Below are 14539 nucleotides of genomic sequence, written 5' to 3'. Positions count from 1 at the left end.
AGCTGTAGTTGGCGAAAGGGCTGTGCGCCAGCATCGCATAGCTAAAGTCGGGTTTGAAACAAAACTGTCATGAAGTCAGTTTTGTGCAGATGAAAAAATGGGGCGCGAACGCCCCATTTCAGCAGCGGATCAAGATTATTGACCCGGAATGTCCTTGCGCAGTTTCACAGGGTCCTGCTGTTTCTTCTTTTTCGCGATGGCGGTACGCATCTTGATGTTCACCGCTTCCACCGCCAGCGAGAACGCCATGGCGAAGTAGACGTAGCCTTTAGGCACATGCACGTCGAAGGATTCGGCGATCAGCACGGTACCCACCACTACCAGGAACGACAGCGCCAGCATCTTCAGCGACGGGTGCTTGTCGATGAAGTCACTGATGGTGCCGGCCGCTGCCATCATCACCAGCACCGCGACCACGATCGCCGCGATCATCACCGGCACATGGGACACCATGCCGACGGCAGTGATCACCGAGTCCAGGGAGAACACGATGTCGATGATCGCGATCTGGATGATGGTGTAGATGAACTTGCCACCGGCGCCTTTGGGCTCTTCGTGGGTTTCGTCTTCACCTTCCAGGGCGTGGTACATCTCCTGGGAGCTTTTCCACAGCAGGAACAAACCACCGAAGAACAGGATCAGGTCGCGCCCGGAAATGCCCTGGCCGAAGACCACGAACAGGTCGTCGGTCAGGCGCATGACCCAAGTGATGGACAGCAGCAACAGGATTCGCGTGACCATGGCCAGGGCCAGGCCGAAGATCCGGGTACGCGCCTGCATATGCTTGGGCATGCGGCTGACCAGGATCGAAATCATGATGATGTTATCGATGCCCAGAACGATCTCGAGGGCCGTCAGGGTGAAGAAGGCAATCCAGATTTCCGGATTGGTCAGCCATTCCATGTGTATTCCTTTAAGCGAGTGTTAAACCGCGCCAGCTGCAGCGCCGCGCGGTGAGTCGGTACGATTATAGAGTGCTGAACAGCGGAAAAATCCCCATCAGCAACGCCGCGAACATTATGCACAGGCACACCAGCACTGCCCACTTCAGGGTGAAGCGCTGGTGATCGCCGAATTCGATACCGGCCAGGGCCACCAGCAGGTAAGTCGATGGCACCAACGGGCTGAGCAAGTGTACGGGTTGGCCGACGATGGAGGCACGGGCCATTTCCACGGCGGTGATGCCATAGTGACTGGCGGCTTCGGCCAGCACCGGCAGTACGCCATAGTAGAACGCATCGTTGGACATGAAGAAGGTGAACGGCATGCTCACCAGCGCGGTGATCACCGCCAGGTAAGGGCCCAGGGCTTCTGGAATGACCGCCAGCAGGCTCTTGGACATGGCGTCGACCATGCCGGTGCCCGACAGGATGCCGGTGAAAATCCCTGCAGCGAAGATCAACCCCACCACGGCCAGTACGCTGCCGGCATGGGCGGCGACGCGGTCTTTCTGCTGTTGCAGGCACGGGTAGTTGACGATCATTGCGATACTGAACGCCACCATGAACAGCACCGGCAGTGGCAACAGGCCGGCGATCAACGTACACATCAGCGCCAGGGTCAGCACGCCGTTGAACCAGATCAGCTTCGGACGGCGGGCATCCGGGTATTGCGACACGCTGATTTCGCTGTGGTCGATCTCGTCGCCCTGCAGGTGCAGTTCACCCAGGCGCGCACGTTCGCGCTTGCCGTACATGTAAGCGATCACCAGGATCGCGACCACGCCGGCGGCCATGGCCGGGATCATCGGGACGAAGATGTCTGACGGGTCCACGTGCAGCGCACTCGCGGCGCGAGCGGTCGGGCCGCCCCAGGGCGTCATGTTCATCACGCCACCGGCGAGGATGATCAGGCCGGCCATGATCCGTGGGCTCATGCCGATGCGCTGGTACAGCGGCAGCATCGCGGCCACGCAGATCATGTAGGTGGTGGCACCGTCACCGTCAAGAGACACCACCAAGGCCAGCACGGCGGTGCCGACCGAGACTTTCAGCGGGTCGCCCTTGACCATCTTGAGGATCTTGCGCACGGCCGGGTCGAACAGGCCGGAGTCGATCATCAGGGCAAAGTAGAGGATGGCGAACATCAGCATCACGCCGGTCGGCGCGAGCTTGGTGATGCCTTCGAGCATCATCGGGCCGATCTTCGGCGCAAAACCGCCGAACAGCGCGAACAGAATCGGCACGATGATCAGGGCGATCAGCGCGGACAGGCGCTTGGTCATGATCAGGAACATGAACGTGATGACCATGGCAAAGCCAAGGAAAGTCAGCATAGGAATACTCCAGGCGTAGCGCGGCTAAGGAATGGCGAACCGGGTGGGGTCAGCGCAGAACGAGAGGCACGAGGCTTACGGGTGGAGTGGGGGCGAACAGGCGGGAACGGGCGGACATCGGGAATCACCATTGTTGTTGTTAACAGCCGGTCTGTTGCCGGCAGTGGGGGCGATCCTAGACGCGTAAGCTTTCAGCCAGCTTTCGTTGATCAAACAGGTGAGGTGGAAATGACACACGGTCTCCAGGCCTGCGCAGATCAACATGTGGGAGGGGGCTTGCTCCCACATTCAGCTGGTGTATGCGCAAACTTTCAGGGCAGTTCGAGGCCGCCCGCTGCTTTGTGCAGTTTGCGCAGATGTTCGCCAATCTGCTTGAGGTTGGCTTCGCACGCGGCAATCTCGGCGGCGCGGGACGGGTCCAGCAGCGCCCTCACCTCTTTATCCAGTTCGCCGGTCAGGGATTGCAGCTGTTTCTGGCGCTCGGCACTTTCCGATTCCAGCCGCTTGGACTCCGAAGGTTGCGGCAAGCCGTAGCCACCGCTGCCCAGCAGTTCTGCCGGGCGGCTGAGGAAGCCGCTGTTGGCGAGGATTTGTTGCAAGGTGGCGTTGGCTTTCTCCATGCCGCCGTTCTTCAGCTCGCGGGCCCCGAGGTAGCGTTGTTTGACTTCGTCCTGGGCCAGCATCAATTGCTTGCGAAAGCTTGCCTGTTCCAGCAGCAGTAATGCGGCGCTGGTGCGCAGGTCGGCCTGCTCGAACCAGTGGCGGCGCTCTTGCGCGCTCAGGGACAGCCAGTCTTCGACCTGGGTCTGCTGGATCGGCAGGCGCTTGCGCAGCACGTCGAACATCGCTTGGTAGCGCTCGCGGAACGAGTCGAAGTGATAGCCCAGGCGCAGCGCCTCGCGCTTGTCGTTCAACACGCTGGTATCGGCCAGGCCGCGCGCCTGCAGCACCTCCAGCAGCCCGTTGGGCGTGATGTTGTCCAGACCGGTCAGTTTCGGGTTGGCGCTGCCGCTGCGTAACAGTTTCAGGCCTTCGACCGCGCAGTTGTTGGACAGGAAGAAGTAGTTGCCGTCGTAGCTCCAGTGCATTTCGGCCGCGTGTTCGACGGTGTCCTCGATCTCCCGGCGCGTCAGCTTCAGCGGCACCGAGGCGAGGCCGCGCAACTCGGTCTTGGTGTACTCGTCGATGACCTGGGCCAGCGGCAACACGAACAGCCGTGACGGGTACTTGCCCACCAGGCCATCCCAGCTCGACAGTTGTACGTCACCGACAAAGGCGCGGTAGGACAACACCAGATGCTGATCCAGATCCAGCCGACAGTCCGGGCCGCGAGGGCGCCCCGGCGCGCAGATCACCAGGCGCAACATGCTGTGGCCCCAGCGACTGACGAGGTTCTGGTTGGCTTCGGCGAGTAGGTAATCGATTTCGTAGACCCGTTCCGGGTCGACATGGCCCAGGGGCGTCTTGGCGAAATCGTTGCCGGCGTTGAGGAAGGCGTAGGTCTTGGCGCAGGTGTCTTGCGCGGGCGGCGCCCAGCCAAAGTGTTCCTTGTAATAGCGGAACAGCGCGGGGCGGCGGCAGGCGTAGCTCGGGTCGAGGAGGAAATATTCCATATTGACCGCGACGAACTCCAGTGGACTGCTGGTTTCGTAGAGGTCCGGGCTGCGCGCGACCTGGCGGTTGTGCTGCTCGCGCTCACCGCGGCGGCCGACGTATTGCGGCCAGCCGGCGAGGTCGAGCAGGCGCGGGTCGTCGCTGAGGGTGAAGCGGCGGTCGTTCTGGCCACGGCATTGATCGGGCAGGCCGACCAGGCCGGTGATGCTGTTCTGGCGGCTGCAGCGTCGGATCAGCGCGCGCTCGTCGCTGGGCCACAGGCGCGCACGGTCGTAGATGTGGGTCAGTTCATGCAGCACGGTGGCGAGCATTTCCCGGCGCACAGTGCCGTGGGGGCGGTTGGTCTTGCGGGTGGCGGCGCTGCCGTCGGTCAGGCTGGCGAGCAGGTTGCGGTTGAGGTCCAGCTCGGACACCAGGGAGGCCTGGCCGTAAGCGTTGGCGGGCATCTTGTCGGTCCAGCCGACATCGATGCGCCGGTCCAACTGTTCGATGAAGCGCGGCGGCAGTGAGCGCAGCGCTTCATCGAGCAACGCCTGGCTGGCCTGCTGTTCGGCTGGGCTCAAACCTTCGGTAATGAGCCGCAGTTGCAGGCTGGCCTGGGCTGCGCCGGCACACAACAGCACAGCCCCGGCCAGGAGCCAGGCGATGAGACGCCTCACAGCGCGAGAATGGCTTCGGCGAGGGTCTGGTCGCTGGCATCACGGGCTTCCGGCACGCGGGTGCGCAGGGTGTCGAAGGCGGCTTCGAGTTGTGCGCCACGGATCTCGCCGTTGCTGGCGACGAAGCTGGCGGCGTCATCGTGGGCTTCGCGCACGATTTTGGAGTCGCGGATGGAGGTGGTGGTGTCCGAGGTGAAATCAATGGTGCGCGCGGAGGCGCGGACGATGATGTTACTGGTGGCCTTCAAGGTCTGCGCGTGGGCGACATCGGTCAACAACAGCAGGCCGAGAGCGGCGGCGATCAGCGGGCTACGCATGGAATGACTCCGAAATACAAAGATGATTATTGGACGAGAATTGCTTGCGCCAGTTCAAGGTCGCTGGCGTTAAGTTTTGGTTGGCTGCGGCGCAGACGATCCAGCGCTGATTCCAGCCGAGCCCCCCGCCATCGGCCGTCAGTGGCAATGAATGCGGCAGCGTCATCCTGGGCGGCCAGCACCCACTTTCGGTCAAACGGCGCGGAGGTCACTTTGCTGGTGGCATAAGCGCTCACCACAGTGCTCTGGGTGGACAGATCAAAGGCCGAAGCCAATGGCGACCAGCCAGCAGCAAACATCACGGGAACCAGCAATAGGCGGTATGAAAAAGCCATGGGACTCGACAACTGAAAGCGAGCGCCAAGGCTAGCGCAATGCCCGGGCGAGAGCCAGCGTCGAGGCATCCGGGAGCGGCTGGCGCGCCCTTGTTCCGACGGGTTTTCAGATGGCCAGAATGGCCTGGGCCAGTTGTGCGTCTGTCGCAGCGCTCAGTTGCGGCGCTTGCTGGCGGATCTGCGCCAGGGCGCTTTCCAGTTTGACCCCACGAATGGCGCCTTGGCTGGCGACGAAGCTGGCGGCGTCGTCACGGGCGGCGCGCACGACCTTGTTGTCACGCAGGGAGGAGGTGGCATCGGAGCTGGCATCGGAGGTGGCTTTCAATGCGCCGACGATCGAGTCGGTCGTCACGATGAGGCTGGACGCATGGGCGTTGGCGGCGAGGGCCAACAGGGCGGCGGCACTCAGCAGGCGAAGACGGGACATGGGGTTACTCCTGTAGATGAACAAATAAGGTCGCGCGCAGCGGCCACTGTGAAACGGATGTGGATGCCATTGAGCATCAGACGCCCGTTCTACACGGTTCGCCACGTGGTGACCGGATATTAAGCCGCGGCCTGTCCATTCGAAAAGCGCCTTGACTGTCTAGTCACGCCAGAACGGCTTGGACAGCTCGACATGGCGCTCGCCGGGGCTGATACCCGCGTCGGACAGCTCTCGAGGGTCGAGCTGGGCCAGTTGGTGTCGTTCTCGGGCCTGTTGCCGCCACCTGGCGAGCGTGGCGACGATGCGGCGTAACAACGTGGTGCGCGGGGTTGGTGGGTGCATGGGGAGCGCCTTACAGGGTCTTTTTTTTGGAAGACCATGTTGAGCGGATCGTTTCGACCGATACAGATACACCGGCGCTAAATTGTACTGCTCGATTGTTATAATAATCGAACTGTACTGGTTGGTTTGCAAGCTATCTGTTCGGGGCCGAAAACACCCGGGCCCAGACACAACAAAGCCCGCCTCCGGTGACCCGGGGCGGGCTTTGCTTAACGAATCAGGTTGCTGGCTGTGGACCCGGTGGGTCAGGGCCAGCGGGCGCTCATTAACGCCAGAACGGCTTGCTCAGCTCTTCGTAGCGTTGTGCTTCGCTGATACCGGCGTCAGCCAGCAGACGCGAATCCAGACGAGCCAGTTGATGGCGGCTGGAGATGCGGCGCTGCCACAGCATCAGGTTGGCGATAACGCGCAGAGGCAAGGAAGCCTGGGTGCTTACAGCTTTTTCTTCGAAGAACAGATCGGAACTGAGTGTACGTTCCATGATGACATCCTTCCGCTTGTGGCGGGATTAGGTAGTGGTTTAACTGATGCCAATGATCCTCCTCCCGCGCAAGACTCTCTAGATACAGTTCACCTGTATTGTGAGGGGCCAGTTAACTGTTTATAGCGGCTGTACTGTACGGAAATGGGGAAACTGTACCTGTCCGCACTGAAACAGTGCAAAAATGGCATTTTAGAAGAGAGGTGTGGGATATTTCGGTAGGAAAAGACCAGTACAGCAGTACAGTTTTTTCCAGAAAGGGGGATGATGCAACCGAGCTGATGAAACTGTGTGCATCAGCTCGGTTGTGTATCGATCAATCCTTGAGCATGTGCCCGGTTTCTTCCAGGTTAATGTGCCAGCTCAGGGCTTCGCGCAGGACGTGTGGGGTGTGGCCACCAATCGCGCAAGCGGCGTTGAAGTATTTGTTCAACGCATCGCGATAGTCCGGATGCACGCAGTTGTCGATGATCACCCGTGCGCGCTCCCGTGGCGCCAGGCCACGCAAGTCGGCGAGGCCCACTTCGGTCACGAGGATGTCGACGTCGTGCTCGGTGTGGTCGACGTGGCTGACCATCGGCACCACGCTGGAAATCGCCCCGGCCTTGGCAATCGACTTGGTCACGAAGATTGCCAGGTGCGCGTTACGCGCGAAGTCGCCCGAGCCGCCGATCCCGTTCATCATCCGTGTCCCGCACACGTGCGTGGAGTTGACGTTGCCGTAGATGTCGAACTCCAGCGCGGTGTTGATCGCGATGATGCCCAGGCGACGAACCACTTCAGGGTGGTTGGAAATTTCTTGCGGGCGCAGCACCAGTTTGTCCTTGTAGTGCTCCAGGTTGCCGAACACGTTGCTGTTGCGCCGCTCCGACAAGGTGATCGAACTGCCGGAGGCGAAGCTCAGCTTGCCGGCGTCAATCAGGTCGAACGTCGAGTCCTGCAGCACTTCCGAATACATGGTCAGGTCTTCGAACGGCGAATCGATCAAGCCACACATCACGGCGTTGGCGATGTTGCCGATCCCGGCCTGCAGCGGGCCGAGCTTGTTGGTCATGCGGCCGGCGTCCACTTCCTGCTTGAGGAAGTTGATCAGGTGGCTGGCGATGCCTTGGGTGTCGGCGTCCGGCGGCGTCACTGTGGAAGGCGAGTCAGCCTTGTTGGTGATCACGATGGCGACGATCTTCTCCGGCGGAATCGGGATCGCGGTGCTGCCAATGCGGTCGTCGACTTTTACCAGCGGGATCGGCGTGCGCGTCGGCCGATAGGTCGGGATGTAGATGTCGTGCAGGCCTTCCAGGTTCGGGTTGTGCGCCATGTTGATCTCGACGATCACTTGCTTGGCGAAAATCGCGAAACTGGCCGAGTTGCCCACGGAAGTGGTTGGCACGATATGGCCTTGTTCGGTGATCGCAACGGCTTCGATCACGGCAATGTCAGGCAGCTTGAGCTGGTTGTTGCGCAGTTGCTCGACGGTTTCCGACAAATGCTGGTCGATGAACATCACCTCGCCGGCATTGATCGCCTTGCGCAGGGTGCTGTCGACCTGGAACGGCATGCGTCGCGACAGCACGCCGGCTTCGGTCAGTTGCTTGTCGAGATCGTTGCCCAGGCTGGCGCCGGTCATCAGGGTGATTTTCAGCGGCGACGTCTTGGCACGTTCGGCCAGAGCTTGAGGGACGGCCTTGGCTTCACCCGCACGGGTAAAGCCGCTCATCCCGACGGTCATGCCGTCCTCGATCAGTGCGGCGGCATCAGCCGCGCTCATGACCTTGTTCAACAGCGAAGGCAAGCGGATACGATCACGGTACATGGATTGTTATCTCGAGATACGGAGGCAAGGTGCGCAGTTTAGTGATTTCAAAAGTTTTCGGCCCGCTACCATGGTCGAATGCCGGGCAGTGATTTAGGGCCTTTGGTCGGTTTTCATGCTGCAATAAAAAACCCTAGCCTACTGCAGGCCAGGGTTTCGGGTATTGCGCTGGCGCAGTGTTACTCGACAGCCTTGACCATGTCTTCGATAACCTTCTTGGCGTCGCCGAAGACCATCATGGTTTTGTCCAGGTAGAACAGCTCGTTGTCCAGGCCGGCATAGCCGCTGGCCATCGAGCGCTTGTTGACGATGATGGTCTTGGCCTTGAACGCTTCGAGGATCGGCATGCCGGCAATCGGCGAGTTCGGATCGTTCTTGGCGGCCGGGTTGACCACGTCGTTCGCGCCGAGCACCAGTACTACGTCAGCCTGGCCGAATTCGGAGTTGATGTCTTCCATCTCGAACACCTGGTCGTAAGGCACTTCGGCCTCGGCCAGCAATACGTTCATGTGTCCGGGCATGCGGCCGGCCACCGGGTGGATCGCGTACTTCACGGTCACGCCACGGTGGGTCAGCTTCTCGGTCAGTTCCTTCAGCGCATGCTGTGCCCGCGCCACTGCCAGGCCATAGCCCGGCACGATGATCACGGTATCGGCGTTGGTCAGCAGGAACGTGGCGTCGTCGGCCGAGCCGGACTTCACCGGGCGCGCTTCTTTCGAGCCGGCCGCTGCACCGGCATCCGGCGCATTGCCGAAACCGCCGAGCAGCACGTTGAAGAAGGAGCGGTTCATCGCCTTGCACATGATGTAGGACAGGATCGCACCGCTGGAGCCCACCAGCGAGCCGGCGATGATCAGCATCGAGTTGTTCAGCGAGAAGCCGATCCCTGCCGCAGCCCAGCCGGAGTAGCTGTTGAGCATCGACACCACTACCGGCATGTCGGCGCCGCCGATCGGGATGATGATCAGCACGCCCAGCACGAACGCCAGGGCCAGCATCAGCGCGAAGGCAGAGAGGTTGCCGGTGAACATGAAGGTCAGGCCGAGCCCCAATGTAGTCAGGCCGAGCACCAGGTTCAGTTTGTGCTGGCCGCCGAACTGTACCGGTGCGCCTTGGAACAGGCGGAACTTGTACTTGCCCGACAGCTTGCCGAAGGCGATCACCGAACCGGAGAAGGTGATGGCGCCGATGGCGGCACCGAGGAACAGTTCCAGGCGGTTACCGGCCGGGATCGCATCGCCCAGGTGTTTGACGATGCCCAGCGATTGCGGCTCGACCACGGCGGCAATGGCGATAAACACCGCGGCCAGGCCGATCATGCTGTGCATGAAGGCGACCAGTTCCGGCATCTTGGTCATTTCCACGCGCTTGGCCATGATCGAGCCGGCGGTGCCGCCGATCAGCAGGCCCACGATCACGTAGCCGATGCCGGCAGTGGCAAGCTCAGCGCCCAGCTTATAGATGAGGCCCACGGTGGTGAGCACCGCCAGCGCCATGCCGAGCATGCCGAACAGGTTGCCGCGCCGCGAAGTGGTCGGATGCGACAGGCCTTTGAGGGCCTGGATGAAACAGATCGACGCGATCAGATAGAGCGTCGTGACAAGATTCATGCTCATTACTTCGGCGCCTCTTCTTTTACTTTCGGGGCTTTCTTCTTGAACATCTCAAGCATCCTGCGAGTCACCAGGAAGCCGCCGAACACGTTGACGGCCGCCAGGGCCACAGCCAGCGTGCCCATGGTCTTGCCCAGCGGAGTCACGGTCAGCGCAGCGGCCAGCATGGCGCCGACGATCACGATCGCCGAGATTGCGTTGGTCACCGCCATCAACGGCGTGTGCAGTGCGGGGGTAACGTTCCAGACCACGTGGTAACCGACATAAATCGCCAGCACGAAGATGATCAGGTTGTAGATACCGGGGGAGATAAGCTCTTCCATCGTCTGAATCCCTGCTTAGGCGTTTTTGCGGATGACTTGGCCGTCGCGGCACATCAGGCACGCGGCGACGATGTCGTCTTCGAGGTTGATTTCAAACTGCCCTTCCTTGTTGAAGACCAGCTTCAGGAAGTCCAGCAGGTTGCGCGCATACAGGGCCGATGCGTCGGCGGCGACGGCACCCGCCAGGTTGGTCGGGCCGCAAATGATCACGCCGTTTTCCACCACCACCTGGTCGGCGACGGTCAGCGGGCAGTTGCCGCCCTGGGCTGCGGCAAGGTCGATCACCACTGAGCCCGGCTTCATCTGGGCAACCGTGTCGGCGCTGAGCAGGGTCGGAGCCTTGCGGCCCGGGATCAGGGCGGTGGTGATGACGATGTCGGCCTGCTTGGCGCGTTCGTGGACCGCCAGGGCCTGGCGTTGCATCCAGCTGGTCGGCATCGGCCGTGCGTAACCGCCGACGCCGACGGCGCATTCACGCTCTTCGTCGGTCTCATAAGGCACGTCGACGAACTTGGCGCCGAGGGATTCGATCTGCTCCTTCACGGCCGGGCGCACGTCAGACGCTTCGATCACTGCACCCAGGCGTTTCGCCGTGGCGATGGCCTGCAGCCCCGCGACGCCAGCGCCGAGGATCAACACGCGTGCGGCTTTTACCGTACCGGCGGCAGTCATCAGCATCGGCATGAAGCGTGGGTAATGATGGGCGGCGAGCAACACGGCCTTGTAACCGGCGATGTTGGCCTGGGACGACAGCACGTCCAGGCTCTGGGCCCGCGAAGTACGCGGTGCGGCTTCGAGCGCGAAGGCCGTGATGCCCTGCTCGGCCAGCTTGGCGATGGTTTCGTTGCTGAACGGATTGAGCATGCCCACCAGCACGGTGCCGCTTTTGATCAGCGTCAGTTCGCTGTCGCTGGGGGCAACCACTTTGAGGATCAGCTCCGCGCCAAATGCATCGCTGGCGCTGCCAATGGTTGCACCTGCCGTTTCATAGGCACTGTCGACGATGCTGGCTTTAATGCCCGCCCCGCTTTGTACAGTGACCTTATGGCCCTGGCCGATCAGCTTCTTGATGGTTTCCGGGGTGGCAGCCACCCGCGTTTCACCGGTCTGGGTTTCGAGAGGAACACCAATGTGCACGTGAAATCTCCTGCATGATCTTTTTGCTTTTGATCTTATTGTAAAAAGGCCAGCGCACCGTGAGTGGCGCATCTGGGGCGGCCGATCAGCACGATCCCGCTGAAATGACAGCGGGGCGCGGCATTTTGCAGGCGAACTTTACGACCTTACAAGGGATTATGACGGGTGACGAAAAATTAACTACAAGTCACCCTGTGACTGATTGTCGCAACGTTTTGAGAAAAAACCTTTAAATACAAGTGGTTAATGGTGTGTTTTGGTTTTTCGGTAGTTTTGCAATCGCCGTTGTGAATAGCCGGGCATTGGTCGGTAATAGTCGCTACAAGCCATGAGAATCATGGCTTGTAGCCTCATTCTCGCCGAACAGGTACAGTTTGCTTAAATGCGACATATAGATATATCTGTAGGATGGTGTTTTAGCTGACTACATGGTCAATAAATGGCACTTCGTCTTTAGATTACTGGGCTATAGCGCTGGGACTGGTCGATCAGCCAGTCCCTGAAGGCGTGCAGGGAGGCCGATTCGACTTTCCTGTCAGGAATCATCAAGTAATACGCCTTCGAACTGCTCAGTGCTTCAGGGCTCGCGATCACCAGTTGGTGCTCGTCCAGTTCGCGCTGGATGAGGAACGGTGGAATCAGCGCAATGCCCATGTCATGCATGGCGGCCTGGGACAACATCGAGAATAGCTCGTAGCGGGGGCCTGTCATGTCGCGAGGTATGTTCAGTTGTTGCGCGTTGAACCACTGGCGCCAGGCATAGGGCCGCGTGGTCTGCTGCAGCAGCGGCAGTTCCGCGATTTCCTGGGGGCTGAAGTGTGCGCGGCTGCCGAGTAAGCGCGGGCTGCACACCGGGACCGGGTTTTCTCCCATCAGCCGGTGGGATTCGGTACCGGACCAGTCGGCATCGCCGAAATAGATCGCGGCGTCGAATTCGGTGTCGGCAAACAGGAAGGGGCGCGTGCGGTTGGTGAGGTTGACCGTGACTTCCGGGTGCTGGCGCTGAAAGTCCTTGAGACGAGGGATCAGCCATTGGGTGCCAAAGGTCGGCACCACTGCCAGCTCGATGACGTTCGCGCCCTGCTGTCCCATGACGGACAAGGTGTCGCGTTCCACCGCGTCCAATTGCGTGGCGACCCGACGGCTATACGACAGGCCTGCTTCCGTCAGCTTGACCCCACGCCGCGAGCGTCGAAACAGCTCGACACTTAAAAACTCCTCGAGGCTGGCGATCTGTCGGCAAATGGCGCCCTGAGTGATGGAAAGCTCCTGCGCCGCCTTGGTAAAGCTCTCGTGGCGGGCTGCAGCTTCAAAGCTGACAAGGGCGGTGGTGCTGGGGATTTTTCTGCGCATGTACCTTGTTCTCACTTATAAGGCGCGTTTGCGCCCTTCTCGGCCGTTACGGAGTGAGAAATTAGCACAAGCCTATGCAAAAACCTCGTTTGCCCTCTGCGCTTGCCGAGCCTAGTCTGCATCCACGACTTCTGATTTCTTTGCGAGGACTTATTCATGGCTGGCAAGGCAAGCTTCAACTGGATCGATCCACTGCTGCTGGATCAACAGCTCACCGAAGAAGAGCGCATGGTGCGCGACAGTGCTGAGCAATTCGCCCAGGACAAGTTGGCGCCAAGGGTGCTCGAAGCCTTCCGCCATGAAAAGACCGACCCTGCGATCTTCCGTGAGATGGGCGAAACCGGCCTGTTGGGCGCGATGATTCCCGAGCAGTACGGCGGCAGTGGCCTGAATTACGTCAGCTACGGGTTGATTGCGCGTGAGGTCGAGCGAGTCGACTCCGGCTATCGCTCGATGATGAGTGTGCAGTCGTCACTGGTCATGGTGCCGATCAATGAGTTCGGCACCGAAGCGCAAAAACAGAAATACCTGCCGAAGCTGGCGTCGGGTGAATGGATCGGTTGCTTCGGTCTGACCGAGCCTAACCACGGTTCCGACCCGGGCGCGATGATTACCCGGGCACGCAAGGTGGATGGCGGCTACAGCCTGACCGGCGCCAAGATGTGGATCACCAACAGCCCGATCGCCGATGTGTTCGTGGTGTGGGCCAAGGACGATGCCGGCGATATCCGCGGTTTTGTCCTGGAGAAAGGCTGGAAAGGTCTGAGCGCTCCGGCGATTCACGGCAAGGTCGGCCTGCGGGCTTCCATTACCGGCGAGATCGTCATGGACAACGTGTTCGTGCCTGACGAGAACATCTTCCCGGATGTGCGTGGTTTGAAAGGCCCCTTCACCTGCCTTAACTCCGCTCGTTACGGGATCTCCTGGGGCGCGCTGGGAGCTGCCGAGTTCTGCTGGCACACTGCTCGCCAGTACACCCTTGATCGTCATCAGTTCGGTCGGCCATTGGCGGCGACCCAGCTTATCCAGAAGAAGCTCGCGGACATGCAGACCGAGATCACTCTGGCCTTGCAAGGCTGCCTGCGCCTGGGGCGGATGAAGGATGAAGGCACTGCGGCGGTGGAAATTACTTCGATCATGAAGCGCAATTCCTGCGGCAAGTCGCTGGATATCGCACGCATGGCGCGGGATATGCTGGGCGGTAACGGTATCTCCGACGAGTTCGGGGTGGCGCGTCACCTGGTCAACCTGGAAGTGGTGAACACCTATGAAGGTACCCACGATGTACACGCCTTGATTCTGGGGCGCGCGCAAACCGGTCTTCAGGCGTTCTATTAATAGGAGCACGGGCATGGGCGCGCTTTCGCATCTGCGGGTACTGGATTTGTCGCGAGTACTGGCGGGCCCTTGGGCCGGGCAGATCCTCGCGGACCTTGGGGCCGAAGTGATCAAGGTCGAGCGGCCGGGCAATGGTGACGACACGCGTGCCTGGGGGCCTCCCTTCCTCAAGGACGCGTATGGCGAGAACACCAGTGAAGCGGCGTATTACTTGTCGGCCAACCGCAACAAAGAGTCGGTGACCATCGACTTCACGCAGCCGGAGGGGCAGAAGCTGGTGCGTGACCTGGCGGCCAAGTCCGACATCCTGATCGAGAACTTCAAGGTGGGCGGCCTGGCGGCGTATGGGTTGGACTATGCCTCGCTGAAGGCGGTCAACCCGGCGTTGATCTATTGCTCGATCACGGGGTTTGGCCAGACGGGGCCTTATGCGGCGCGTGCGGGCTACGACTTCATGATCCAGGGGTTGGGCGGACTCATGAGCCTGACGGGGCGGCCGGAGGGTGATGAGGGGG

At 60.7% G+C, this 14539-nt stretch carries 15 protein-coding genes; 2 read left to right on the top strand and 13 right to left on the bottom strand.

Translation table 11 applies throughout. The features are described from left to right. Positions 1 to 135: 135 nt before the first annotated feature. From AC07W0_RS26370 to AC07W0_RS26310, 13 genes are all read right to left on the bottom strand, one after another. Positions 136 to 903, bottom strand: a complete 768-nt coding sequence (locus AC07W0_RS26370; RefSeq protein ID WP_017849047.1) for a TerC family protein — start codon at positions 901 to 903, stop codon at positions 136 to 138. Between the two features lie 64 nt (positions 904 to 967). Then, positions 968 to 2275 carry a CitMHS family transporter gene (locus AC07W0_RS26365; protein WP_017849048.1) on the bottom strand — a complete coding sequence of 436 codons (1308 nt, stop codon included), beginning with the start codon at positions 2273 to 2275 and terminating at the stop codon, positions 968 to 970. A gap of 311 nt (positions 2276 to 2586) precedes the next feature. Continuing rightward, on the bottom strand, positions 2587 to 4548 hold the full coding sequence (locus AC07W0_RS26360; protein WP_026140291.1) for a DUF7844 domain-containing protein: 1962 nt from the start codon (positions 4546 to 4548) through the stop codon (positions 2587 to 2589). Then, positions 4545 to 4865: a DUF2388 domain-containing protein gene (locus tag AC07W0_RS26355; protein WP_017849050.1), complete on the bottom strand. Its 321-nt coding sequence runs from the start codon at positions 4863 to 4865 to the stop codon at positions 4545 to 4547. The genes AC07W0_RS26360 and AC07W0_RS26355 overlap by 4 nt, the downstream gene beginning before the upstream one ends. Before the next feature lie 26 nt (positions 4866 to 4891). Beyond that, positions 4892 to 5200 carry a DUF2388 domain-containing protein gene (locus tag AC07W0_RS26350; protein ID WP_026140292.1) on the bottom strand — a complete coding sequence of 103 codons (309 nt, stop codon included), beginning with the start codon at positions 5198 to 5200 and terminating at the stop codon, positions 4892 to 4894. A gap of 106 nt (positions 5201 to 5306) precedes the next feature. Next, a complete protein-coding gene (locus AC07W0_RS26345) occupies positions 5307 to 5627 on the bottom strand; it encodes a DUF2388 domain-containing protein (RefSeq protein WP_017849052.1) in 321 nt (106 codons plus the stop codon). A gap of 159 nt (positions 5628 to 5786) precedes the next feature. Further along, the gene (locus tag AC07W0_RS26340) at positions 5787 to 5969 is read right to left on the bottom strand and encodes a DUF1127 domain-containing protein (RefSeq protein ID WP_102618546.1); all 183 of its coding nucleotides are present in this window, start codon (positions 5967 to 5969) and stop codon (positions 5787 to 5789) included. Positions 5970 to 6234: 265 nt separating this feature from the next. Then, positions 6235 to 6450, bottom strand: coding sequence for a DUF1127 domain-containing protein (locus AC07W0_RS26335; protein WP_017849054.1), 216 nt, complete (start codon positions 6448 to 6450; stop codon positions 6235 to 6237). A gap of 316 nt (positions 6451 to 6766) precedes the next feature. Further along, a complete protein-coding gene (gene scpC, locus AC07W0_RS26330; RefSeq protein ID WP_017849055.1) occupies positions 6767 to 8260 on the bottom strand; it encodes a succinyl-CoA:acetate CoA-transferase ScpC in 1494 nt (497 codons plus the stop codon). Between the two features lie 179 nt (positions 8261 to 8439). Beyond that, positions 8440 to 9876, bottom strand: coding sequence for an NAD(P)(+) transhydrogenase (Re/Si-specific) subunit beta (locus AC07W0_RS26325; RefSeq protein ID WP_017849056.1), 1437 nt, complete (start codon positions 9874 to 9876; stop codon positions 8440 to 8442). Further along, positions 9876 to 10196 carry an NAD(P) transhydrogenase subunit alpha part 2 gene (locus AC07W0_RS26320; protein WP_003187417.1) on the bottom strand — a complete coding sequence of 107 codons (321 nt, stop codon included), beginning with the start codon at positions 10194 to 10196 and terminating at the stop codon, positions 9876 to 9878. Before AC07W0_RS26320 ends, AC07W0_RS26325 begins: the two co-directional genes overlap by 1 nt. A 15-nt stretch (positions 10197 to 10211) precedes the next feature. Further along, positions 10212 to 11333, bottom strand: a complete 1122-nt coding sequence (locus tag AC07W0_RS26315; protein WP_046381520.1) for a Re/Si-specific NAD(P)(+) transhydrogenase subunit alpha — start codon at positions 11331 to 11333, stop codon at positions 10212 to 10214. A 453-nt stretch (positions 11334 to 11786) separates the two neighbouring features. Then, positions 11787 to 12686: a LysR family transcriptional regulator gene (locus tag AC07W0_RS26310; RefSeq protein ID WP_102618547.1), complete on the bottom strand. Its 900-nt coding sequence runs from the start codon at positions 12684 to 12686 to the stop codon at positions 11787 to 11789. 156 nt (positions 12687 to 12842) lie between these two features. On the opposite strand from AC07W0_RS26310, the gene AC07W0_RS26305 reads away from it, so the two are divergent. Together AC07W0_RS26305 and AC07W0_RS26300 are read left to right on the top strand one after the other, a co-directional pair. After that, on the top strand, positions 12843 to 14024 hold the full coding sequence (locus AC07W0_RS26305; protein ID WP_017849059.1) for an acyl-CoA dehydrogenase: 1182 nt from the start codon (positions 12843 to 12845) through the stop codon (positions 14022 to 14024). Between the two features lie 13 nt (positions 14025 to 14037). Beyond that, the coding region (locus tag AC07W0_RS26300; RefSeq protein WP_173677837.1) for a CaiB/BaiF CoA transferase family protein at positions 14038 to 14539 on the top strand (502 nt) is incomplete at its 3' end.

Source organism: Pseudomonas sp. GW704-F2 (assembly GCF_059423025.1).
Note: the sequence above shows the minus strand (reverse complement) of the source record. Positions and strands in the feature narration are given on the sequence as shown.

What these genes read in the sequence shown, in the direction of transcription:
- AC07W0_RS26325 (WP_017849056.1), bottom strand. Translation starts at nt 9,876, where the DNA reads ATGAGCATGAATCTTGTCACGACGCTCTATCTGATCGCGTCGATCTGT.
- AC07W0_RS26345 (WP_017849052.1), bottom strand. Translation starts at nt 5,627, where the DNA reads ATGTCCCGTCTTCGCCTGCTGAGTGCCGCCGCCCTGTTGGCCCTCGCC.
- AC07W0_RS26355 (WP_017849050.1), bottom strand. Translation starts at nt 4,865, where the DNA reads ATGCGTAGCCCGCTGATCGCCGCCGCTCTCGGCCTGCTGTTGTTGACC.
- AC07W0_RS26305 (WP_017849059.1), top strand. Translation starts at nt 12,843, where the DNA reads ATGGCTGGCAAGGCAAGCTTCAACTGGATCGATCCACTGCTGCTGGAT.
- AC07W0_RS26350 (WP_026140292.1), bottom strand. Translation starts at nt 5,200, where the DNA reads ATGGCTTTTTCATACCGCCTATTGCTGGTTCCCGTGATGTTTGCTGCT.
- AC07W0_RS26370 (WP_017849047.1), bottom strand. Translation starts at nt 903, where the DNA reads ATGGAATGGCTGACCAATCCGGAAATCTGGATTGCCTTCTTCACCCTG.
- AC07W0_RS26340 (WP_102618546.1), bottom strand. Translation starts at nt 5,969, where the DNA reads ATGCACCCACCAACCCCGCGCACCACGTTGTTACGCCGCATCGTCGCC.
- AC07W0_RS26320 (WP_003187417.1), bottom strand. Translation starts at nt 10,196, where the DNA reads ATGGAAGAGCTTATCTCCCCCGGTATCTACAACCTGATCATCTTCGTG.
- scpC (WP_017849055.1), bottom strand. Translation starts at nt 8,260, where the DNA reads ATGTACCGTGATCGTATCCGCTTGCCTTCGCTGTTGAACAAGGTCATG.
- AC07W0_RS26365 (WP_017849048.1), bottom strand. Translation starts at nt 2,275, where the DNA reads ATGCTGACTTTCCTTGGCTTTGCCATGGTCATCACGTTCATGTTCCTG.
- AC07W0_RS26310 (WP_102618547.1), bottom strand. Translation starts at nt 12,686, where the DNA reads ATGCGCAGAAAAATCCCCAGCACCACCGCCCTTGTCAGCTTTGAAGCT.
- AC07W0_RS26335 (WP_017849054.1), bottom strand. Translation starts at nt 6,450, where the DNA reads ATGGAACGTACACTCAGTTCCGATCTGTTCTTCGAAGAAAAAGCTGTA.